Below are 20,911 nucleotides of genomic sequence, written 5' to 3' on the forward strand. Positions count from 1 at the left end.
GTCGGCATGAGCGAACAGCAGCGGCACCCCAGCGATCAGTACGGCACCCAGTACGGCGAGCCGTACGGCAGTCGGCGCGACGAGCAGTACGGCCCCCAGGAGCCCCGGGTGATCGAGGGCACCGTGCTCGGCAGCGGCGCGGGCAGCACCGGCCCCGCCGGGTACGCCTACCGCGAGGACCACTCCGGCGGCGGCTTCGACGGACCGCCCCCTCCCCCGCCCATGCCGCCCGAGCCGCCCACCGTCCTCGGCCCCGGCTCCCCCGATGACGGCGACGGCCGCGGCAACCGGGCCCGGCGCGGTCTGCTGCGCGGCCGGCTCGCCCTGGTGACCGCCGTCGCCGCGGTCGCCGCCGTCATCGGCGGCGTCACCGGCGGGGTCGTCGCCGCCGACCGGCAGGCCGGCGACACCCGGGTCAGCACCGTCGCCAGCCCGGTCGCCGCCCGCAGCGACGGCAGCGCCAACGTCCCGGCCATCGCCGCCGCCGTCTCGCCCAGCGTCGTCCAGATCACCGTCAAGAACGGCAACGGCACCGCCACCGGCACCGGCGTCGTCCTGGACAAGGACGGCCGGATCCTCACCAACTACCACGTGATCGACACCGCGGCCGACGGCGGCCGCATCACCGTCACCTTCAAGGACGGCTCCACCGCCCAGGCCACCGTCACCGGCACCGACAAGTCCCTCGACGTCGCCGTGATCACCGCCACCGGCGCCCGGAACCTCACCCCCGCCGTCCTCGGCGACTCCTCCTCCGTGGCCGTCGGCGACCCGGTCGTCGCCATCGGCAACCCCGACGGCCTCACCGGCACCGTCACCTCCGGCATCATCAGCGCCGAGAACCGCGACGTCACCGTCCAGCTCGACGAGGGCAGCACCAGCGGCAACGGCGGCTTCGGCTTCCCCAGCCTGCCCGGCCTGCGCGGCACCCAGCCCCAGCCGAACAGCGGCAGCACCACCACCTACAAGGCCTTCCAGACCGACGCCGCCCTCAACCCCGGCAACTCCGGCGGCCCGCTGATCAACGCCAACGGCCAGGTCATCGGCATCAACTCGGCGATGTACGCGCCGAGCGGCGCCAGCTCCACCGCCGGCGGCGGCACGGCCGGCAGCGTCGGCCTCGGCTTCGCCATCCCGATCGACAACATCAAGCAGGTCCTGCCGAAACTCGAAGCCGGCCAGAACCTGTAGGCCAGAACGTCCAAGGCACCGCCCGCACGACGGACAATGCTCCCAGCAGGCCCTCCACCCGACGAGAAAGGGCAGCCGCCCATGACCCCGTCCGCCGACGACCGCACCCCCGCCGAGCCCGGCCACCCCGCCGCGCGGCTCCTCGTGGTCGACGACGAACCCGCCCTCCGGGACGCCCTGGAGAGCAGCCTCGCCTTCGAGGGCTACGAGGTCGCCACCGCCACCGACGGCTACGAAGCACTGGAGTCCGTCGAACGCGACCGGCCCGACCTCGTCCTGCTGGACATCATGATGCCCCGGATGGACGGCCTCACCGCCGTCCGCCGGATGCGCTCCCGCGGCGACACCGTCCCGGTCCTGATGCTCACCGCCCGCGACGCCGTCGGCGACCGCGTCACCGGCCTCGACGTCGGCGCCGACGACTACCTCGCCAAGCCGTTCGAACTCGACGAACTGCTCGCCCGCGTCCGCGCCCTGCTGCGCCGCAACGCCCTCGCCGCCGAGGCCGCCGCCCGCGCCGCCGCCGAGGACGAGAGCGAGGTGCTCGCCTTCGCCGACCTGCGGATGAACACCGCCACCCGCGAGGTCACCCGGGCCGGCAAGCCGATCGAACTCACCCGCACCGAGTTCATGCTGCTGGAGATGTTCCTCTCCCATCCCCGCCAGGTCCTCACCCGCGAACAGATCCTCAAGGCGGTCTGGGGCTTCGACTTCGAACCGTCGTCCAACTCCCTGGACGTGTACGTGATGTACCTGCGCCGCAAGACCGAGCAGGGCGGCATGCCCCGCCTGATCCAGACCGTGCGCGGCGTCGGCTACGCCCTGCGCCCGGCAGCCGGCGCCGGCGCGTGAGCAACATCCCGCCTCCCCCGCTCGCCCCGCCGCGCACCCCCGCCCGGCGCCGGCGCCTGGTCCACTGGCTCCGCTCCCGCTCCCTGCGCAGCCGCCTCACCTTCCTGAGCGCGGCAGCCGTCGCGGTGGCCATCGCACTGTCGGCCCTGGCGTGCTGGTTCATCGTGGAGAAGCAGCTCTACAACCAGGTCCGGCACGACCTCGCGAACTCGCCGCTCCCGCCCGTGGTGAAGCTCAACCTCCCGTGTCCGAGCACCCCGGAGGCCGCACTCGAAGCCGCACCGTACGGGGATCAAGCCATCGGTCCGGTTTCCCGGGACACCCAGTACGTGCTGATGAACCCGACCCAGGTCTGCCTGCCGCCGAACGCCATCAGGGGGATCGTGATCGAATCGGGCGACTCCGCGGCGCTTCGACTCAGGCCCAATCAGTCGATCATCCGGGACGGCCGCTTCACGAACGGTGACCCCGCCATCGTGCGGCTGTCCGTTGCCCACGGTCCCGGCCAGGGGCCGGCGGCCGTGGTCATGGTCGCGACTCCCACCCAGCCCATCGAGGACTCCCTCCAGGGCCTCGCCATCCTCCTCGGCTCCGTGTCCGTCGGCGGCATCCTCCTCGCCGCCCTCGCCGGCCGGCTGGTCGCCCGTTCCGCCCTCAAGCCCGTCGACCAGCTCACCGACGCCGTCGAGCACATCGCCCGGACCGAGGAGGTCGGCACGACGATCCCCGTCCACGGGCACGACGAGATCGCCCGCCTCTCGACCTCCTTCAACTCGATGAGCACCGCCCTGTCCAACTCGCGTGAGCGGCAGACCCGGCTGATCGCCGACGCGGGCCACGAGCTGCGGACGCCGCTCACCTCGCTGCGCACCAACGTCGACCTGCTGATCCGCAGCAACGACACCGGGCGCCCGCTCCCCCCGGCCACCAAGACCAAGCTGCTGGGCAACATGAAGGCGCAGATGCAGGAGCTCACGGTCCTGATCGGCGACCTACTGCAGCTCTCCCGGCCCGATTCCCCCAAGGCGGGCCCGAACCTCACCGTCGTCGCGCTGCACGAGATCGCCGGGCGGGCGGTCGAGCGGGCGAAGCTGCGCGGTCCGGGGCTGGTCTTCGAGACGAGCACCGAGCCCTGGTACGTGCACGGCGACGCGGCCGGGCTGGAGCGGGCGGTGATCAACCTGCTGGACAACGCGGTCAAGTACAGCCCGCCGGGCGGGGCCATCGACGTCCGGCTGCAGCAGGGCGTGCTGACGGTCCGCGACCACGGACCGGGTATCCCGCCCGACGAACTCCAGTACGTGTTCGACCGGTTCTGGCGCTCGCCGTCCTCGCGTCAGCTGCCCGGTTCGGGCCTGGGGCTGTCGATCGTCGCGCAGAGCGTCCGGGAGGCGGGCGGCGAGGTGACGCTCGGCCCGGCCGCGGACGGCGGTCCGGGTGCGCTGGCCACCGTCCGGCTGCCCGGCGGGCCCGCGCCCGAATGACGGGGTGCAGAACAGGACGGGCGGGGCGCCCCGACAGCGCCCCGCCCGTCCCCGGGGCCTCAGGGCCCCAGCCGGCTCACGGTCAGTCGATGTCGCTGCCCGGGCCGATGACCTTGATCCGGTCCTGCGCCGGGGCCTGCAGCGGCGCGCCGGCCGAGCTGTGGGCACCGAGGTAGGCCGTGAAGACGTCCAGGTCGGAGGCGCCGACGAGCTTGTCGGTGCCGGCCGCGAAGGCCGGGAAGCCGTCGCCGCCGCCGGCCAGGAACTCGTTGGCCGCGACGCGGTACTTGGCGGCCGGGTCGACCGGCGCGCCGTTCAGCCGGATCGAGTCCGTGAGCACCCGGTCCGCGCCGGTCTTGCGCATGTCCAGGGTGTAGTGCAGGTTCGACGACACCTGGAGGACCTTGGGCGCGGCGTCGTTGGAGCCGCTCACCTGCTGCTGGAGCAGCTGGACGAGCTGGGCACCGGTCAGCGTCTTGACCTGCATCATGTTGGTGAACGGCTGGACGGTGAACGCCTCGCCGTAGGTCACGACGCCGTCGCCCTCGCTGCCGGAGGCCTTGTAGACCAGGTCGGAGCGGATGCCGCCGGGGTTCATGAAGGCGACCTGCGCACCGCCCTTGTCGGCCGGGGCGAGCCCCGCGAGCTGCGCGTCGGCGATCACGTCACCGAGGGGCTTCTCCAGGTCGCTGCTGCCGCGGCCGTTGATGTCCGCACCGATCCAGCCGATCGGACGGTTGGCGATCGGGGCGGCCAGCTTCTGGTAGTGGTCGACCAGCGCCGTCATGTCGGGCGCCTTCTCGACCGTGCGGCGCACGACGTGGTTCTCGGCCTTGACCGAGGGGCGCACGATCTCGCCGGTGGTCTTGTCGAGCTTCATGTCGATCTGGGTGAAGAGCCGGCCGAAGGAGGCGGCACTGGTCACCGAGCGCGGAACGCCGTTGGGGTCGGGGATGCTGCAGGCGTACGCGTTGTGGGTGTGGCCGGTGACGATGGCGCCGACCGCCGGGTCGATCTTCTTCGCGATGTCGACGATCGGGCCGGAGATGCCCTGGCCGGCCGCGCCGCAGTCGTAGTTGTAGACGCTGCTGGCCGGGTAGCCGCCCTCGTGGATCAGCGCGACGATCGAGTTGACGCCCTTGGCCTTGAGCTCGGCGGCGTACTTGTTGATCGTGGTGACCTCGTTGGAGAACTTCAGGCCCTTGACGCCCTCGGCGGTCACGATGTTCGGCGTGCCCTCCAGGGTGACGCCGATGAAGCCGACCTTCACGCCCTGGGACTTGGTGATCCAGTACGGGGCGAGCAGCGGCTTGCCGGTCTTCTCGTCGGTGACGTTCGCCGACAGGTAGTTGAAGTTGGCGCCCTTGAAGGTGCGGCCGGGCTCGTAGCAGCCGTCGGTCGGGTGGCAGCCGCCCTCCTGCATGCGCAGCAGTTCCTGCGCACCCTCGTCGAACTCGTGGTTGCCCACGGAGGTGACGTCCAGGCCGAGCTTGTCCATCGCCTCGATGGTCGGCTCGTCGTGGAAGAGCGCGGAGGTGAGCGGGCTGGCGCCGACGATGTCGCCGGCCGCGACGGTGATCGAGTCGTCGGCCGGGATCCGGGCCTTGCGCAGCTCGGTGGCCAGGTACTCGATGCCGCCGGCCGGGGTGGAGACCTCCTTGCCGGTGGCCGGGTCGATCTCCTTGACGGTCCCGGAGGAGCCGGCCGGGGGCTCCAGGTTGCCGTGGAAGTCGTTGATCGCCAGCAGCTGGAGGTTGACGGTCTTGTGACGCTTGGCGTTGGCGTCGGCGGCCTGGGCGGCCGTCGGCACGAGCACCGTGCCGAGCAGACCTGCGGCGGCGACTACGGCGAGCGCCGTCCGTCGGGATCTGACGGTGAGCATGAGGGGTCCCCTGCACCTCGGAGGAGCACCGGCTGTGGACAGCAGCGGCGTACGGGCATGTGTTGCGCCTGTGAAGCCTAGGGTCAACGCGCGTAGCTGTCAGGACGTGGAACGTAACGAGAGGATTACCTACTGACGAACCGTCGCGGTCCGCCGGGTGCGGAGACTGCAGAGGAACCGCCCTCAGACCCCCGGCTCGGCCGCCAAGTACCGTTCCGCGCGCACCCGTTCGGCCACCGCGTCCTCGGTCATCGCACGGTCGGTGTACACCAGCGGCCGCTCGGTCTCGGTGATGATGTGTTTGACCACCTGGACGTTGCCGTTGACGTCCCAGACCGCGATGCCCGGCGAAAGTGTGGGAATGATCTCCACCGCCCACCGCGGCAGGCCCAGCACCCGGCCGGTGGCCCGCGCCTCCTCGGCCTTCTGCATGTAGATCGTCCTGGTGGAGGCCATCTTCAGGATCGCCGACGCCTCCTTGGCCGCCGCGCCGTCCACCACGTCCGACAGGTGGTGCACCACCGCGACGAAGGACAGCCCGAGCCGGCGGCCGAACTTCAGCAGCCGCTGGAACAGCTGGGCCACGAAGGGGCTGTTGATGATGTGCCAGGCCTCCTCGACCAGGAAGATGCGCTTCTTCCGGTCCGGCCGGATCCAGGTGTGCTCCAGCCACACCCCGACGATCGCCATCAGGATCGGCATCGCGATCGAGTTGCGGTCGATGTTCGAGAGGTCGAAGACGATCAGCGGCGCGTCCAGGTCGATGCCCTCGGTGGTCGACCCGTCGAACATGCCGCGCAGGTCACCGTCGACCAGCCGGTCCAGCACCAGCGCCACGTCCAGGCCCCAGGACTGCACCTCGTCCACGGCCACGCCCAGCGACTCCACCGAGGACAGGTCGGGGTTGCGCAGGGTGTCGATGATGTCGTCCAGCACCGGCTGGCGGCCCGTCACCGTGGCCACCACGTGGGCGTGCGCGGCCTTCAGCGCGAAGCCGGCCCGCTCCTCCAGACCGCGCCCCATCGCCACCTCGATGATGGTGCGCAGCAGCGACAGCTGACCGGTCTGGGTGATCGCCGGGTCCAGCGGGTTGAGCTTGACCCCGCCGTCCCGGGCGGCCATCGGGTCCAGCCGGATCGACTTTATGCCCAGCGCCTCGGCGATCAGGTTCCACTCGCCGACACCGTCCTCGCCCTGCGCGTCGAGCACCACGACCTGTCGGTCACGGAACCTCAACTGCCGCAGTACGTAGGTCTTCTCCAGCGCCGACTTGCCGTTGCCGGACTCCCCGAGCACCAGCCAGTGCGGGGCGGGCAGCTGCTGCCCGTACAACTGGAAGGGGTCGTACACGTACCCCTTGCCGCTGTACACCTCTCGGCCGATGATCACGCCCGAGTCGCCCAGCCCCGGTGCGGCGGTGGGCAGGTAGACCGCCTGCGCCTGGCCGGTGGAGGTGCGCACCGGCAGGCGGGTGGTCTCCACCTTGCCGAACATCAGGCTGGTGAAGGCCTCGGTGAGGTTGCCGAGCGCCATGGGCGGCCTCCTGACGGGTCAGCGGTGGACGGGACGGACGAACGGACGACGGGACCGTACGGGCGTGCTCAGCGGCGGATGCCGGTGGCGAACGGAAGGGTGTTGACGAAGGCCCGGTGGTGCTCGCGGTCGCACCACTCCAGCTTGAGGTAGCTCTTGCCGGCCGAGGCCCGGATGGTCCGCTTGTCGCGGGCCAGGGCGTCGGGGTTGCGCGAGGAGACCGTGATGTAGCCGACCAGGTTCACGCCGGCCGCGCCGGAGGCCAGGTCGTCACCGCGCTGGTCCACCCGGCCGGTGTGGGCCAGGTCGCGCGGGTCGACCGTCCGGTTCATCTTGGCGGCGCGGCTGGCCTCCGCCTCGTCATTGGTCTTCTCGGTCAGCATCCGCTCGATCGCGACGTCGGTGGGCTCCAGGTCCATCGTCACCGCGACCGTCCGGATCACGTCCGGCGTGTGCACCAGCAGCGGCGCCAGGAAGTTGACGCCCACCGGGGTGAGCGGCCACTCCTTGATCCACGCGGTGGCGTGGCACCACGGCTCCCGGGTCACCGACTCCCGGGTCTTCGCCTGCAGGTACTGCGGGTCGGTCGCGTCCAGCTCGGCCGGCCAGGCGTTGCGCCTGGACATCGCCTGGATGTGGTCGATCGGGTGGTCCGGGTCGTACATCGAGTGCAGCAGCGAGGAGAGCCGGGCCTGGCCCAGCGGCTGGCGCACCCGGATGTCCGCCTCGGCCAGCCGGGCACAGATGTCGGTCAGCTCGCGCGCCATCACGGCCGCCAGCCCCTCGTCGTCCCGGGCCCGCCGGCCGGTCGCCGTCCGGCCCATCGCGTGCGCCTCGGCGGCCAGGTCCCGGGTGTAGTGCATGCAGGCCACCAGGTACGCCCGGTGCTGCTCCGACGACGTCGACACCATCGACTGCAGCTGGTCGTACGAGTCCTGCAGCCAGCGCGGCGCGTCACGGTCCCCGCGGCGCTCCACGTCCTTGGCGTGCGCGTCCGGGTCCGCCGGCAGGGTCCGGGCGAGGATCTGCAGCCGGGTCACGAACCCGTCCCCGTTGGCGACGTGCTTCAGCAGCGTGCCGAACCGGTCGACCAGCGCCTCCTGGTCCTCCGAGTCGCGCAACCCCACGCCCGGGCCCTCGATCTCGATCGCGGCCGTCACCGTCCGCCGCTCCAGGTGCATCAGCACCCCGACCTCGTCCGGCCCGAACGGCGCGGTCAGCCAGCGCAGCCGCCCCACTCCGGGCGGCGGACCGACCTCCACCTCCCGGCCGTCCAGCCGGGTGCCGGCGTCCATCACGTCCGAACGCCACACCGCCCGCCCGCTGCGGACCGTCCGGCGGTAGGTGCGGTTGATCTCCACCCACTTGTAGAACGTCCGCTTGCGGTACGGCACGTACACCGCCGCGATCGCGAGCACCGGCAGACCGACCAGACCGCCGATCCGCAGCGGCAGGACCGGCATCAGCAGGCCCCAGAGCATCCCGAGGAACGCCCCGAAGATGATCAGCAGGATCTCGCCGGACTCCCGGTTCCGGCCGATCGGCGCGTTCGGGCGGGCCTTGCCGATCAGGTAGGTGCGGCGCTGGTGCACGTACGGCTGGGCGTAATGGGCGCCGTACTGGCCGAGCGGTTCGCTGCTCACTTACCCGTCACCCTCCCTTCGCTGGATTGCTTTCGCGGATCGGAACCGGGGTGGCCTGCGGCGGCCCGGCCTGCGGCGGCGGGGCCGGCGTCCGGCCGGCGTGGGCGGCGATGCCCGGCGCGACCGAGCCGCCGCCCGCACCACCGCCGCCACCCGCGCCACCGGCCTGCCCGCCGCGGTCGCCGTGGGTGGTGATGCCCTGCTTCATCATGTTCGCGGTGCCGTTGATCATCGCCGAACCCGCCTGCACCGCGTTGGCCCTGGCCTGGCGCATGTTCAGGATCTCGTCGCCGAAGCCCGGCACGAAACGGTAGATCGCGGCACTGGCGAAGATCGACAGGAACAGGATCGACAGCCCCGACAGCACCCGCGCGAAGTCGTCACCGGCCCCGGCCCCGGTCGCCACCGCGCCCGCCAGCCCCAGGATCACCACGATGATCGGCTTCGCCAGGTCCACCGCCAGCATCACCCCGGCCCACCGGCGCACGTGCTTCCACAACTGCTTGTCCACCAGCCCCGCGTACACCGCCGTCCCCAGCAGCGCACCCACGTACAGCATCGCCGCCCGGATCAACAGCTCGATCCAGAGCACCGCCGCCGCCAGCACCGCCACCAGCGACACCAGCACCAGGATCAGCGGACCGCCACCGACGTTCCCCTTCTCCAGCGTGTCCGCGAACCCGCCCAGGTACGACCCGGTGTCCGTCTTCGTCCCCACCGCGATCGTCTTGGTCAGCCCGTCCGTCACGCTCACCACGGTGTACAGGATCAACGGCGTGAACGCCGACGCCACCACCGTCAGCCACAGGAAGCCGATCGCCTCCGAGAACGCCGTCGTCAACGGCGCCCCCCGCACCGCCCGCTTCGTCACCGCCAACAGCCACAGCACCAGCGTGATCACCGTCGACACCGCGAACACCACGGCGTACTGCTGCAGGAACGACGCATTGGTGAAGTCCACCTGCGTCGTCCCGTCGATCGCCCCCGACAGGTTCCGCACCACCCACGCCGCCGCCTGCGCACAACTCTTCGCCAACGACCCGAGCGGATCCGTCACGGTCCCGACGGTGCCGCCACCGGGAATCGACCCTCCGGGCTTGGACGCGCAATAGACATCGCTGCCCGGCAGCGGCAGTACGTCGCAGCTATTGCTGGCCGAAGGACTCGGACTCGGGTCAGCGAACGCCCCAGATGCCATGCCGACGACCGCGGCCTGAACAAGGGCGAAGGTCGTGACGACCCGGCCGAAGCGAGGGAGTCGACTCCCGACCGCACCGTCAACGCGCATAGCGGAACCCTCCGAACTGCTCTGCCGATCCGGCGATCTCATCCGCTGTGGCCGCTTGCTGGTCGCCCGGCATGGGCGCCGGGCCCGATTTCCTCGTGAAGTCGGTGAGCTTCCAGTCGCCGCCCGTCCAGTGCAGCGAGAGCGTGAGGGTGAACCAGTTGGTGGTCACCGGTTGGACGGAGCGTTCGCCGGCGAGGCCGGTGAGGCCGGTGCACCACACCTCGACCTTGGCGTCGCTGTCGGTGTAGCCCGTCTGCTTGGTGCCGACCGGGACGGTGCGGCTGACGAAGGTGAGGCCCTTGGGTGCGTGGCCCTGGGCGTCGAGGCCGTAGCGGGCGACGGTGTCGCCGCCGAACCCCTGGTCCAGGCGGCTCTGCAGGGTCGGTGTCGCGGCCGGGTCGGCGATGGTGGCGACGATGGTGTGGCGGCTGTCGGTGCGGAACATGTCCGCGGAGCCGATCGCCACGGCGTAGTTGGCCGCTGCGGACTGGGCGCCCTGGTCGCTGTGCGGGAAGCCGGACGCGATGCCGTTGACGGTGGTGCCGACGGGCTGGTCGCCGCTGGGGGCGGGGCCGGCGCCGGAGGGCGCGCTGGGGGCGGCGTGGTCGGCGGAGCCGCTGCCGGTGCCGCCGCTGCCGGGGGTGGGCTTGCCGCGGTTGGCGATGGCGATGGCCACGACGAGGAGGGTGACCACCACGAGGACGGTCAGCAGGGTCCGGAGCGGGCGGGACTGACGGAGGCTCGGCTGCTGGGAGGACTGTTCGCCGACCGGTAGCCGCGTACGGGTGTGCGGCTGGTCGTCGGACAACGGCACGGCGGCCCTCCTGGTGCGGGGAGCCGGGGGCGGCTCCGGGGGCCCTCCACCCGGGGGCGGGCGCGGACGGAGGGTGGGAACGGGGGTGAAATCGTGGCGGGCCGGCCGCTGGAGGGGGTCCGGGCGGGGACCTGACCTCGGACGGGCCGGACTACTGCTGTCCGATCGTCAGATCGCCATGCCGTAGACAATGGTGAACAGAGTGCCGAGTGATCCGATGATGAACACGCCGGTCAGTCCGGCGACGATCAGTCCCTTGCCCTGTTCGGCTCCGAAGCTGTCCCGCATGGCGGTCGCACCGATCCGCTGCTTGGCGGCACCCCAGACGGCGAGGCCGAGGCAGACGAGGATGGCGACGGCCATGATGACCTCGACCATCACCCGGGCCTCGGACCCGAGGCTGGCGAACGGCCCCCAGTCCGGGGCGATGCCGCCGATGATGGTGTCGATATTCGGCTTCTTGGGAGGGTCATCGGCCAGGTGGCCGACCGCATAGGTGTGCACGCTGCTCAGGTTCATTTCCATCTCACCGCCCGATCAGGCAAATTCAAGGGCCCGGACCCCGCCCGCGCGAAGGGTCGGTGCCTATTCTTGGCCAGATCTGATGTCGACTTGGCTACTTCTCGCGGATTGGTCGTGAGGCATCGGACACGTACGCGAGGATGTCCACCGTACGAAGGATAGCGCTCACTCCTTGTATCTCTGATGATTGCGGTGAGCAACGCCTTCCGGGACACTTCGACTGACGGATCGTCGGGATGGTGCTGATGGTACTCCGGAAGGCCGGTACGGCCGCCGCCGCTGCGGGAGTTGTTGCGTTCGGGTTCATCGGGCTGGTGACGATGGGGACTTATGCGGCGAGCGGGACGCCGCAGCAGTCGGTGAATCGTTCCGCCCTCTCCCCCGGGACCGTCCCCGCGGCGTACCAGGACGCGGTCCAGAAGTGGGGCGCGCTGTGCCCGGAGATCTCTCCGCCGATGCTCGCGGCGCAGCTGTACCAGGAAAGCGGATTCGATCCGAAGGCCCGCTCCGGTGTTGGGGCGCAGGGAATGGCGCAGTTCATGCCGGGCACCTGGGCGACGTACGGGACGGACGCGAACGGGGACGGCCGCAAGGACGTCTGGGACCCGTACGACGCGATCGCCTCGGCGGCGGTCTACGACTGCGCGTTGGCCAAGGACGTCTCGGGCGTCCCGGGCGACCCGCAGGCCAACATGCTGGCCGCCTACAACGCCGGCCCGTACGCGGTGACGAGCAACCGGGGCATCCCGCCGTACAAGGAGACCCAGGGGTACGTGCGGAGCATCCAGGCGATGGCCCGCAGCTTCACCGCGCCGACCGCGCCGCTGGAGGTGTCCGCCCAGTCGGCGGCGGCGATCTACTTCGCGCAGACCAAGCTCGGCACCCCGTACCTGTGGGGCGGCGAGGGCCTGCCGTCGCAGAACGGGCGGTTCGACTGCTCGGGCCTGACCCAGGCCGCGTACGCCAGCGTGGGCATCACGCTGCCCCGGGTGGCCAACGACCAGTGGTACGCGGGGCCGCACCCGTCGCGCGATCAGTTGCGGCCGGGCGACCTGGTGTTCTTCGCGACGGACCTGAGCGATCCGCGGAGCATCCACCACGTCGGGATCTACGTCGGCGGCGGGTACATGATCAACGCGCCGCACACCGGTGCGGTGATCCGCTACGACAAGATCGACACCAAGGAGTACATCGGCGCGACCCGGGTCACCTCGGACGGCGCCCAGGCGCTGCCGAGCCGGAACAACGACGGTTCGGTCAACGCCCCGAGCCGCCCCGGGTCGACGACGACGAGCCCCGCCGGCGGCCAGGGCGGCCCTCAGGGCGGCGCGCAGGCCGCGGCCCAGGGCAGCGCCCCGGCGGCGCCCGTCCGGCCCGCGGTGGCGGCCCCGCCCGCGCCGACCGGGCCGGCACCTGCGGGGGCCGGCCGGTAGCACCGGGGCCGCGGACGGGACGGGCGGGACGGACGGGACCTGTGTGCGCGGTGTGGACGCTGAGTCAAGTTTCGATAACCGCGCGTTTCCGTGGAACGCTGTATCCCGGAAATGACGTTTCTTCCGGTGGCCCCTCGTCAGCGCCCCGCGCCGGGCGGGCCCCGGCGGGAACGTCCAGGTACAGCTGAGCAGAAGGAGGTGCGGCGTGTCGACGCCGCTTGCCGACACGACCAACCCCGACCTCGGCCTGCTCTACGCCGTCAACGGCCTGGCCAAGCGCTCCCCGCAGTGGCTGGACCACCTGGTCTCGTGGATCGGCGAGTACGGCATCCTGATCGGCCTGGCCGCGCTCGGGCTGGTGGCCTGGCTGCAGGCCAGGCGTCGCCCGGACGCGCCGGTGGCGATCGCCGGGTTGCTCTGGGTGCCGCTCTCGGTGGCCGTCGCCGAGCTGGCCAATCTGCCGATCGCCGCGATCGTGGACCGCCCGCGCCCGTTCGTCGACCACCCCGGACTGCTGGTGCTGGTGGACGGCAAGGCCGGCACGCACTCCTTCGTCAGCGACCACTCGACGATGACGATGGGCGTCGCGGTGGCGCTGTTCCTGGTGAACCGGAAGCTCGGCTGGATCGCCGGCGGGCTGGCCCTGTTGCAGGGCTTCTGCCGGATGTTCATGGGCGTGCACTACCCGACCGACGTGATCGGGGGCTTCGCGCTCGCCGTCGCCGTGGTGCTGCTGCTGGCCCCGATCGCGATGGCGGTGCTGGTCCCGTTCTGCCACGCGCTGACCCGGACGGCCGTCGCCCCGCTGATCCGGGCGCCGGAGCGTGGCGGCGCGGTCCGCGGCGGGGCCGGCCCGCGCTCGCGCCGGCGCGGCCGCGGAGCGGTGCGGGCGGAGGAGCAGCCGCCGGAGTCCGACCTCGCGGCCTGACCCGCTGCCCGCCGGACGGCGCGAGGCCGCCGGTCGGCGGCCCGGTGCGGTCAGGCCGGCTGGACGCCGCTGTCGGCGAGGTGGTCGGCCCCCTCGCGGCGGGCCAGGTCTCGGGAGCGGCGGGCCGGGGAGTACCAGCCGCAGCTGCAGGTCGCGAAGGCGAAGGAACCGCGCTCGCTGATCACGAGGCGGTGCTCGGGCATCCGGGTGCCGGGCGCGGCCGACAGCTCACTGTGCACGTGGTTCACCGTAACGCGCCGGAGGCCCGGTGCGCGACGCCTGCGGGACGGCGGGCATCCGTAACCCTTTGCGCCCCAACTCGTTTGCCCGGAAAGAGCTCTGCCCACCCGGTGGTGGCCGGCGGGGCAGTCGGGCCCGAGGGGGTTGTCGCGAGGATGAAGATGACCGACCAGCAGTGCACCGGGCGGCCAGCGCGCCGTCCGGGTCCGCACCTGCGCTCGGCGGCCGGGGCCGCCCTGCTCGCCGCCGCGCTGGCGGCCGGAGCGGCGGGCTGCTCCGGCGGTGCGGGCGGCTCCTCCGACCAGCAGTCGAGCGCCCCCGACCAGCTCGCGGCGGACCCGCTGACGGCAGTGCGCAACGCCGCCGACATCACCGGCCGCACCGGCTCGGCGCGCACCGCCACCGACCTGGTCACCGAGTCCGCCGACAAGAAGGCCTCGTTCAGCGGCACGGGCGGCTACGACTACGTGAAGCGGATCGGCCGGCTGGAGGTCCAGGTGCCGCCGGGCGCTGCAACCACCGGGAAGATCGTCGAGGTGGTCCTGCCCGGCACCGTCTACCTGCAGAACAGCGGCGCGAAGGTGCCCGAGGGCAAGTGGGTGAAGCTGGACGTGCGCCAGCTGCCGGACGGCAACCTGGTGAGCAGCGGCGCGACCGACCCGGCCTCGGCGGCGGGTGCGCTGCGCGGGGCGCAGAAGGCGGAGGCGGTCGGTACCGAGACCGTCGGCGGGGTCCCGCTGCACCACTACCGCGGCACCCTGGACCTGGCCAAGGCGGCCGACGCGACCGGTGGCCGGGGCGGGGACGGCCTGCGGATGGGCTCGCAGACCTTCACCGTCAAGGAGGTCCCGTACGACGCCTGGCTGGACGACCAGGGCCGGCTGCACAAGGTGGTCGAGCTGTTCACCTTCGCCGGGGTGGCCGGGTCGAAGGAGCCCAAGGACCAGGTGAAGGTGACCTCGACGACCTCGCTGTCGGACTTCGGAAAGCCGGTCGAGGCGGCCGAGCCGTCGGCCTCGGACATCTACCAGATGAAGCCCACGGAGAGCCCCAAGTAGGCGGCCCGGGCAGTGCTCCGGCGCCGGGGCGAGACGGGGCGCCGTCGGAGCGGGTGGCCGCCCGGGGAGCGGCGGTCACCCGTTTCGGCGGCGCCGAGATGGCCCGTCCGTGCCATGTGGACGGGCTCCGGAGTGCCTAGGCTGGATGCCGGGTGGCTGCCGCCCGGGCTGGCGAGGCACTGAAGGGGTGGTGCAGGTGGTGTCGTCCACGGGCGGCCGCAGCGGTGGCCACGACGACGCGGCCCTCGACGAGATCGAGCTGGCCGGCGAGCTGATGATCGCCGCGACGGCCAGCTCCGGCGACCGGCTGCCGACCGAACGGATCGACGAGGTGCTGCTCGACCGGACCGATCCGGGTCCGGCCGACCGGGAGGCGGACGGCTAGCGGGACGGCCCGGACCGTCCGACGGGCCCGGGCACCGGGGCCCGCCGAGCCGGGGCCGGCCGGGCCGAGCCGGGGTCGGCTTGGTCGGGCCGGGCTGAGCCGGGGTCGGCCGGGTTCAGCTGCGCAGCAGCCGGCTGATCGCAGCGGTGGCCTCCGCCACCTTGGCGTCCAGCTCCGCACCGCCCTCCTCGGCGGCCGCGGCGACGCAGTGCCGCAGGTGCTCCTCCAACAGGGAGAGGGCGAAGGACTGCAGCGCCTTGGTGCTCGCCGAGACCTGGGTGAGCACGTCGATGCAGTAGACGTCCTCGTTGACCATGCGCTGCAGGCCGCGGATCTGGCCCTCGATCCGGCGCAGCCGCTTGAGGTGGGCGTCCTTCTGGGCGCTGTAGCCGTGCGGGCCGTGCCCGCCCCGGTGTCCTGCGGCGGCCGCGGGTGCGGTGTGGCCGGCGTGCGGGTCGGTTCCCTGCGCGTGATCCGGCTCGGTGCGCGCTTGCGTCGTGGTCATCGGCCCCGCCTTCGTCTGAGTGCCTGGTGGCTGCGTCGGCCACCAGTGTCCAACACCGGGGCCTCCTGTGGTGTTCCGGCGGCCGGGACGGCACGTGCCGGAGCGTCCGGGCCGGGCCGCCCGGGACTTCACCTGTCTGAGCGGCGCCCCTTTCTTCCCTCCGCACGACGGGGACAATCCGGGCGAGGTTCCGTCAGACTGGGGGCCGGCCTCGGTACGTGGCGGTGCGGTCCGGGCAGCCGGTGCGGCGGCCGAACGGAAGAGGAGGTTCCGGCTCCTTCCCCGGCACCCCGTTTGCGTGATTGCGCTTGGTTGCACCTAGCATCGTTCAGTCCCTACCCCGCACATCGGAGATTTCCGTGCGTTTTAGCCTGACCCCGAAGGAGACGAGCTTCTACGACATGTTCGCCGCCGCGGCGGAGAACCTCGTCGTCGGATCGAAGCTCCTGCTGGAGCTGCTGGGATCGGACGTGTCGGCCCGTGCGGAGATCGTCGAGCGCATGCGCGCCGCCGAGCACGCCGGGGACGACACCACCCACGCCGTCTTCCACCAGCTGAACTCCTCCTTCATCACGCCCTTCGACCGCGAGGACATCTACAGCCTCGCCTCGTCGCTGGACGACATCATGGACTTCATGGAGGAGGCCGTCGACCTGGTCGTCCTCTACGACATCCAGACCCTGCCGAAGGGGATCGAGCAGCAGATCGAGGTGCTGGCGCGGGCCGCCGAACTCACCGCGGCGGCGATGCCGAACCTGCGGAGCATGTCGAACCTGACCGAGTACTGGATCGAGGTCAACCGGCTGGAGAACCAGGCCGACCAGATCCACCGCAAGCTGCTCGCCCACCTGTTCTCCGGTCAGTACGACGCCATCGAGGTGCTCAAGCTCAAGCAGGTCGTGGACGTCCTTGAGGAGGCGGCGGACGCGTTCGAGCACGTCGCCAACACGGTGGAGACCATCGCCGTCAAGGAGTCCTGACCCCCGTGGACACGGCTGCACTCATCGTCGTCATCGGCGTTGCCTTCTTCTTCACCTACACCAACGGGTTCCACGACTCGGCGAACGCGATCGCCACCTCGGTCTCCACCCGGGCACTCACGCCCAGGGCCGCGCTCGCGATGGCCGCCGTGATGAACCTGGCCGGCGCCTTCCTCGGCAGCGGCGTGGCGCACACCGTCTCCCAGGGGATCATCGAGACCCCGTCCGGCAACCAGGGGATGGCGATCCTGTTCGCCGCCCTGGTCGGCGCGATCGCCTGGAACCTGGTCACCTGGTACTTCGGCCTGCCGTCCTCCTCCTCGCACGCCCTGTTCGGCGGCATGGTGGGCGCGGCGCTGGCCGGCGGGACCGAGGTGATCTGGAGCGGGGTCGTCGACAAGATCATCATCCCGATGGTGGTCTCGCCGGTGGTCGGCCTGGTCGGCGGCTTCCTGGTGATGCTGGCGATCCTGTGGATCTTCCGCCGGGCCAACCCGCACCGGGCCAAGCGCGGCTTCCGGGTCGCCCAGACCGCCTCGGCCGCCGCGATGGCCCTGGCGCACGGCCTGCAGGACGCCCAGAAGACCATGGGCATCGTGGTGATGGCGCTGGTCATCTCCGGCGAGCAGGCCACCTACGACATCCCGGTCTGGGTGAAGATCTCCTGCGCCGCGATGCTCTCGCTGGGCACCTACGCGGGCGGCTGGCGGATCATGCGGACGCTCGGCCGCAAGATCATCGAGCTGGACCCGCCGCAGGGCTTCGCGGCGGAGACCACCGCCTCGATCGTCATGTACATCACCTCGTTCGTCTACAAGGCGCCGATCTCCACCACCCACGTGATCACCTCGGCGATCATGGGCGTGGGAGCCACCAAGCGGATCCGTGCGGTCCGCTGGGGCGTCGCCAAGAACATCGTGCTCGGCTGGTTCATCACCATGCCGGCGGCGGCCATCGTCGCGGCGCTGGTGTACTGGTTCGTCCACCTGTTCTGGGGCTGATCCCGCGGGATCCCACCGGGACGCCGCAGGGACACCGCGGGGACACCGCGGGGACACCGCCGGACGGCAGGGACCACACCGGCACCGGCACCGGCACCGGCGGCGCGGACGGCACCGGGAACATGACAGGGCCCGCCCCCACATCTCGGGGGCGGGCCCTTCTTCATGTCCCGCGGCGGCACCGCCATGCAGCACCACGGGACAGCTCGCGTTCCGTCACCCGGCGCGGCGCCGCTCGTGACGGGGTCCGGTCTAGCCGAAGCGGCCGGAGATGTAGTCCTCGGTCGCCTGGACCGACGGGTTGGAGAAGATCCGCTGGGTGTCGTCCAGCTCGATCAGCTTGCCCGGCTGGCCGACGCCGGCCAGGTTGAAGAAGGCGGTGCGGTCGCTGACGCGGGCCGCCTGCTGCATGTTGTGGGTCACGATGACGATGGTGAACTGCGACTTCAGCTCGCCGATCAGGTCCTCGATGGCGAGGGTGGAGATCGGGTCGAGCGCGGAGCAGGGCTCGTCCATCAGCAGGACCTGGGGCTCGACCGCGATGGCGCGGGCGATGCACAGGCGCTGCTGCTGGCCACCGGAGAGGCCGGCCCCCGGCTTGTTCAGCCGGGTGTGGACCTCGTTCCAGAGGTTGGCGCCCTTCAGCGAGCGCTCCACCACCTCGTCGAGGACGGCCTTCTTCTTCACGCCCGCGAGCCGGAGGCCGGCGATCACGTTGTCGTAGATCGACATGGTCGGGAACGGGTTCGGGCGCTGGAAGACCATGCCGATCGAACGTCGCACGGCGACCGGGTCGACGTTGGAGGCGTACAGGTTCTCGTCGTCCAGGAGGACCTTGCCCTCGACCCGGGCGCCGGGGATCACCTCGTGCATCCGGTTCAGGGTGCGCAGGAAGGTGGACTTGCCGCAGCCGGAGGGGCCGATGAAGGCGGTCACCGAGCGGGGTTCGATGCTCATCGAGATGTCCTCGATGGCCTTGGTGGTGCCGTAGTAGGCCGACAGTCCGCTGACGTCGATGCGCTTGGCCATGATCGTTGCTTCTCTCGTCTGTCTCGTACGTCAGTCGGTCAGTGGCCGGTCTTGGGCGAGCGCCAGCGGGCGATGCCGCGGGCGATCAGGTTGAGCGCCATCACGAAGGCGATCAGCACCAGTGCCGCACCCCAGGCACGGGCGTAGCCGTACTGGTTGTTGACCTGCGAGTACTGCGTCCAGATGTACATCGGCAGGGACTGCTGCGGCCCGTCGAACGGGTTGTTGTTGATGTAGTCGGCGCCGAACACCAGCATCATCACCGGGGCGGTCTCGCCCGTGATGCGGGCGACCGCGAGCATCACGCCGGTGGTGATGCCACCGATCGCGGTGGGGAGGACGATCCGCAGGATGGTCTTCCACTTCGGCACGCCCAGCGCGTACGAGGCCTCGCGCAGCTCGTTCGGGACCAGCTTCAGCATCTCCTCGGTGGACCGGACCACGACCGGCATCATCAGGATCGCCAGCGCGAGGCTGCCCGAGAAGCCGGAGTAGCCGAAGCCCAGGGCGAGGTTCCAGAGCGAGAGGATGAACAGACCGGCGACGATCGACGGGATGCCCGTCATGACGTCGACGAAGAAGGTGACGGCCTTGGCGAGCTTGCCGCGGCCGTACTCGACCAGGTAGACGGCGGTCAGCAGCCCGATCGGGGCGGCGATCGCGGTGGCCAGGGCGACCTGCTGCAGGGTGCCGATCAGCGCGTGGTAGATGCCACCGCCGGGGCCGGACTGGAGCACGCCCTTCATCGAGTGGCTCAGGAAGTTCCCGTTGACCACTTCGAGGCCCTGCTGGACCGTGTAGACGGTCAGGGCGACCAGCGGCACGACGGCCATGATGAAGGCGACCCAGACCACCGAGGTGGCGAACCGGTCCTTGGCCTGTCGGCGGCCCTCGACCCGGGCCGCGAGGCCGTAGCTGATCAGGAGGAACAGCAGCCCCGAGATCAGGCCCCACTGCAGGTGGCTGGCCAGGCCGGCGCCGGCGCCGATCCCGCAGCCGAGGGCGATCGAGCCGACCGCGACGGCGGCCGGGGCCCACTTGGGCAGCCGGTTGGCGGTCAGCGGACGGCTGACCGGCCGGGAGTCGTCGACGATGGCGGTGACGGTCATGCGTTGGCCCCCGAGTACTCCTTGCGGCGGGCGATGATCAGTCGCGCGGCACCGTTCACCAGCAGGGTGATGACGAACAGGACGAGGCCGGAGGCCATCAGCGCGTTGCGCCCGTTGTCGCCGGCCTCGGCGAACTTCAGCGCGATGTTCTGCGCGAAGGTGCCGCCGCCCGCGTCGAGGATGTGCAGCGACAGGACGTTGCTGGAGGAGAGCACCACCGCGACCGCGATGGTCTCGCCGAGCGCGCGGCCGAGGCCGAGCATCGAGGCCGAGATGATGCCGGGGCGGCCGAACGGCAGCACCGCGGTGCGGATCATCTCCCAGCGGGTCGCGCCGAGCGCGAGCGCCGCCTCCTCGTGCATCCGCGGCACCTGGCGGAACACCTCGCGGGAGACCGCGGTGATGATCGGCAGAACCATGATCGCCAGCAGGATGCCGACGGTGAAGAGGTTGCGCGGGGTGCCGGACTTGGTCTGGTCGAAGATGTACGTCCAGCCCAGGTACTCGTTGAGCCAGCTGGTCAGGCCGTCCATGTGCGGGACCAGGAAGAGCGCGCCCCACAGGCCGTAGACGATGCTGGGGACGGCGGCGAGCAGGTCGACCAGGTAGGCGAACGGCTGGGCGATCCGGCGCGGCGCGTAGTGCGAGATGAACAGCGCGATCCCGATGGCCACCGGGACGGCGATCGCCATCGCGATGACGGCGCTGACGATGGTGCCGACGACCAGCACCGCGATGCCGAAGACCGGCTTCGGGGCGTCCGGCGCCCACTCGAAGGAGGTCAGGAAGTTGCCCTCGTTCTTGCTGAGGGCCAGGCCCGAGCGCCAGGCCAGGAAGCCGGCGATCGCGGCCATGATGACCAGCAGCAGGATGCCCGAGCCCCGGGCGAGGTTCATGAAGATCTTGTCGCCGACGCGGCTGTCACGCGGTCGGCGTTCCCTGCCTCGCGGGGCGGCAGGGGGGGATGAAGTCATTGGTCTACTCCGGTCTGGTGGCGCCGCCCCGGAAGGGGGACGGCACCATGGCGGCGGTGC

20 protein-coding genes are annotated in these 20,911 nt (G+C 71.2%); 9 read left to right on the plus strand and 11 right to left on the minus strand.

The window, feature by feature from the left end; genetic code table 11:
* Window positions 1–6: 6 nt before the first annotated feature.
* The 3 genes from ACFV04_RS16305 to ACFV04_RS16315 all read left to right on the plus strand — a co-directional run bounded on the left by ACFV04_RS16305 (window position 7) and on the right by ACFV04_RS16315 (window position 3,527).
* The gene (locus ACFV04_RS16305) at window positions 7–1,191 is read left to right on the plus strand and encodes a S1C family serine protease (protein ID WP_380529636.1); all 1,185 of its coding nucleotides are present in this window, start codon (window positions 7–9) and stop codon (window positions 1,189–1,191) included.
* An 81-nt stretch (window positions 1,192–1,272) separates the two neighbouring features.
* Complete coding sequence (locus ACFV04_RS16310) at window positions 1,273–2,043, plus strand: response regulator transcription factor (RefSeq protein ID WP_360264019.1); 771 nt, start codon at window positions 1,273–1,275, stop codon at window positions 2,041–2,043.
* Window positions 2,040–3,527, plus strand: a complete 1,488-nt coding sequence (locus tag ACFV04_RS16315) for a sensor histidine kinase (protein WP_380348981.1) — start codon at window positions 2,040–2,042, stop codon at window positions 3,525–3,527. The genes ACFV04_RS16310 and ACFV04_RS16315 overlap by 4 nt, the downstream gene beginning before the upstream one ends.
* An 82-nt stretch (window positions 3,528–3,609) precedes the next feature.
* Here ACFV04_RS16315 and ACFV04_RS16320 read toward each other — a convergent pair whose 3' ends face one another.
* From ACFV04_RS16320 to ACFV04_RS16345, 6 genes are all read right to left on the minus strand, one after another.
* Window positions 3,610–5,409, minus strand: a complete 1,800-nt coding sequence (locus tag ACFV04_RS16320) for a bifunctional metallophosphatase/5'-nucleotidase (protein ID WP_360264013.1) — start codon at window positions 5,407–5,409, stop codon at window positions 3,610–3,612.
* Between the two features lie 183 nt (window positions 5,410–5,592).
* Window positions 5,593–6,942 carry an ATP-binding protein gene (locus tag ACFV04_RS16325; protein ID WP_380529639.1) on the minus strand — a complete coding sequence of 450 codons (1,350 nt, stop codon included), beginning with the start codon at window positions 6,940–6,942 and terminating at the stop codon, window positions 5,593–5,595.
* A 68-nt stretch (window positions 6,943–7,010) separates the two neighbouring features.
* Window positions 7,011–8,585, minus strand: coding sequence for an SCO6880 family protein (locus tag ACFV04_RS16330; protein ID WP_380348978.1), 1,575 nt, complete (start codon window positions 8,583–8,585; stop codon window positions 7,011–7,013).
* 7 nt (window positions 8,586–8,592) lie between these two features.
* A complete protein-coding gene (locus ACFV04_RS16335) occupies window positions 8,593–9,873 on the minus strand; it encodes a hypothetical protein (protein ID WP_380348976.1) in 1,281 nt (426 codons plus the stop codon).
* Window positions 9,863–10,687 (minus strand): hypothetical protein, encoded by an 825-nt coding sequence (locus ACFV04_RS16340; RefSeq protein WP_380348974.1) that lies wholly within the window; start codon window positions 10,685–10,687, stop codon window positions 9,863–9,865. Before ACFV04_RS16340 ends, ACFV04_RS16335 begins: the two co-directional genes overlap by 11 nt.
* A gap of 168 nt (window positions 10,688–10,855) precedes the next feature.
* Window positions 10,856–11,206, minus strand: a complete 351-nt coding sequence (locus ACFV04_RS16345) for a hypothetical protein (RefSeq protein WP_350525702.1) — start codon at window positions 11,204–11,206, stop codon at window positions 10,856–10,858.
* A 239-nt stretch (window positions 11,207–11,445) separates the two neighbouring features.
* Between ACFV04_RS16345 and ACFV04_RS16350 the strand changes: the two genes are divergently transcribed.
* Both ACFV04_RS16350 and ACFV04_RS16355 read left to right on the plus strand, forming a co-directional pair.
* Window positions 11,446–12,642 carry an NlpC/P60 family protein gene (locus ACFV04_RS16350; protein WP_380529642.1) on the plus strand — a complete coding sequence of 399 codons (1,197 nt, stop codon included), beginning with the start codon at window positions 11,446–11,448 and terminating at the stop codon, window positions 12,640–12,642.
* 205 nt (window positions 12,643–12,847) lie between these two features.
* Window positions 12,848–13,570 carry a phosphatase PAP2 family protein gene (locus tag ACFV04_RS16355; RefSeq protein ID WP_380348969.1) on the plus strand — a complete coding sequence of 241 codons (723 nt, stop codon included), beginning with the start codon at window positions 12,848–12,850 and terminating at the stop codon, window positions 13,568–13,570.
* Window positions 13,571–13,620: 50 nt separating this feature from the next.
* Here ACFV04_RS16355 and ACFV04_RS16360 read toward each other — a convergent pair whose 3' ends face one another.
* On the minus strand, window positions 13,621–13,809 hold the full coding sequence (locus ACFV04_RS16360; RefSeq protein WP_380348968.1) for a hypothetical protein: 189 nt from the start codon (window positions 13,807–13,809) through the stop codon (window positions 13,621–13,623).
* 162 nt (window positions 13,810–13,971) lie between these two features.
* On the opposite strand from ACFV04_RS16360, the gene ACFV04_RS16365 reads away from it, so the two are divergent.
* Together ACFV04_RS16365 and ACFV04_RS16370 are read left to right on the plus strand one after the other, a co-directional pair.
* The gene (locus tag ACFV04_RS16365) at window positions 13,972–14,868 is read left to right on the plus strand and encodes a hypothetical protein (RefSeq protein ID WP_380348966.1); all 897 of its coding nucleotides are present in this window, start codon (window positions 13,972–13,974) and stop codon (window positions 14,866–14,868) included.
* Window positions 14,869–15,064: 196 nt separating this feature from the next.
* A complete protein-coding gene (locus ACFV04_RS16370) occupies window positions 15,065–15,253 on the plus strand; it encodes a hypothetical protein (protein WP_360263991.1) in 189 nt (62 codons plus the stop codon).
* Window positions 15,254–15,368: 115 nt separating this feature from the next.
* Here ACFV04_RS16370 and ACFV04_RS16375 read toward each other — a convergent pair whose 3' ends face one another.
* Window positions 15,369–15,758, minus strand: a complete 390-nt coding sequence (locus tag ACFV04_RS16375) for a metal-sensitive transcriptional regulator (protein WP_380529645.1) — start codon at window positions 15,756–15,758, stop codon at window positions 15,369–15,371.
* Window positions 15,759–16,117: 359 nt separating this feature from the next.
* Here ACFV04_RS16375 and ACFV04_RS16380 point away from each other — a divergent pair, with 359 nt between their 5' ends.
* Together ACFV04_RS16380 and ACFV04_RS16385 are read left to right on the plus strand one after the other, a co-directional pair.
* Window positions 16,118–16,738, plus strand: coding sequence for a DUF47 family protein (locus ACFV04_RS16380; protein ID WP_360263985.1), 621 nt, complete (start codon window positions 16,118–16,120; stop codon window positions 16,736–16,738).
* Between the two features lie 5 nt (window positions 16,739–16,743).
* A complete protein-coding gene (locus tag ACFV04_RS16385; RefSeq protein WP_360263983.1) occupies window positions 16,744–17,739 on the plus strand; it encodes an inorganic phosphate transporter in 996 nt (331 codons plus the stop codon).
* Between the two features lie 252 nt (window positions 17,740–17,991).
* On the opposite strand, the gene pstB is transcribed toward ACFV04_RS16385, so the two are convergent.
* Genes pstB through pstC form a run of 3 tightly spaced genes read right to left on the minus strand, consistent with a single transcriptional unit; the run spans window position 17,992 to window position 20,851 of the window.
* Window positions 17,992–18,768 (minus strand): phosphate ABC transporter ATP-binding protein PstB, encoded by a 777-nt coding sequence (gene pstB / locus ACFV04_RS16390; protein ID WP_360263981.1) that lies wholly within the window; start codon window positions 18,766–18,768, stop codon window positions 17,992–17,994.
* Between the two features lie 38 nt (window positions 18,769–18,806).
* The gene (gene pstA / locus ACFV04_RS16395) at window positions 18,807–19,877 is read right to left on the minus strand and encodes a phosphate ABC transporter permease PstA (protein ID WP_380348963.1); all 1,071 of its coding nucleotides are present in this window, start codon (window positions 19,875–19,877) and stop codon (window positions 18,807–18,809) included.
* Complete coding sequence (pstC, locus tag ACFV04_RS16400) at window positions 19,874–20,851, minus strand: phosphate ABC transporter permease subunit PstC (protein ID WP_360263976.1); 978 nt, start codon at window positions 20,849–20,851, stop codon at window positions 19,874–19,876. Before pstC ends, pstA begins: the two co-directional genes overlap by 4 nt.
* Between the last annotated feature and the right edge of the window lie 60 nt (window positions 20,852–20,911).

Source organism: Kitasatospora sp. NPDC059599 (assembly GCF_042735125.1).
Taxonomy (GTDB): Bacteria; Actinomycetota; Actinomycetes; order Streptomycetales; family Streptomycetaceae; genus Kitasatospora.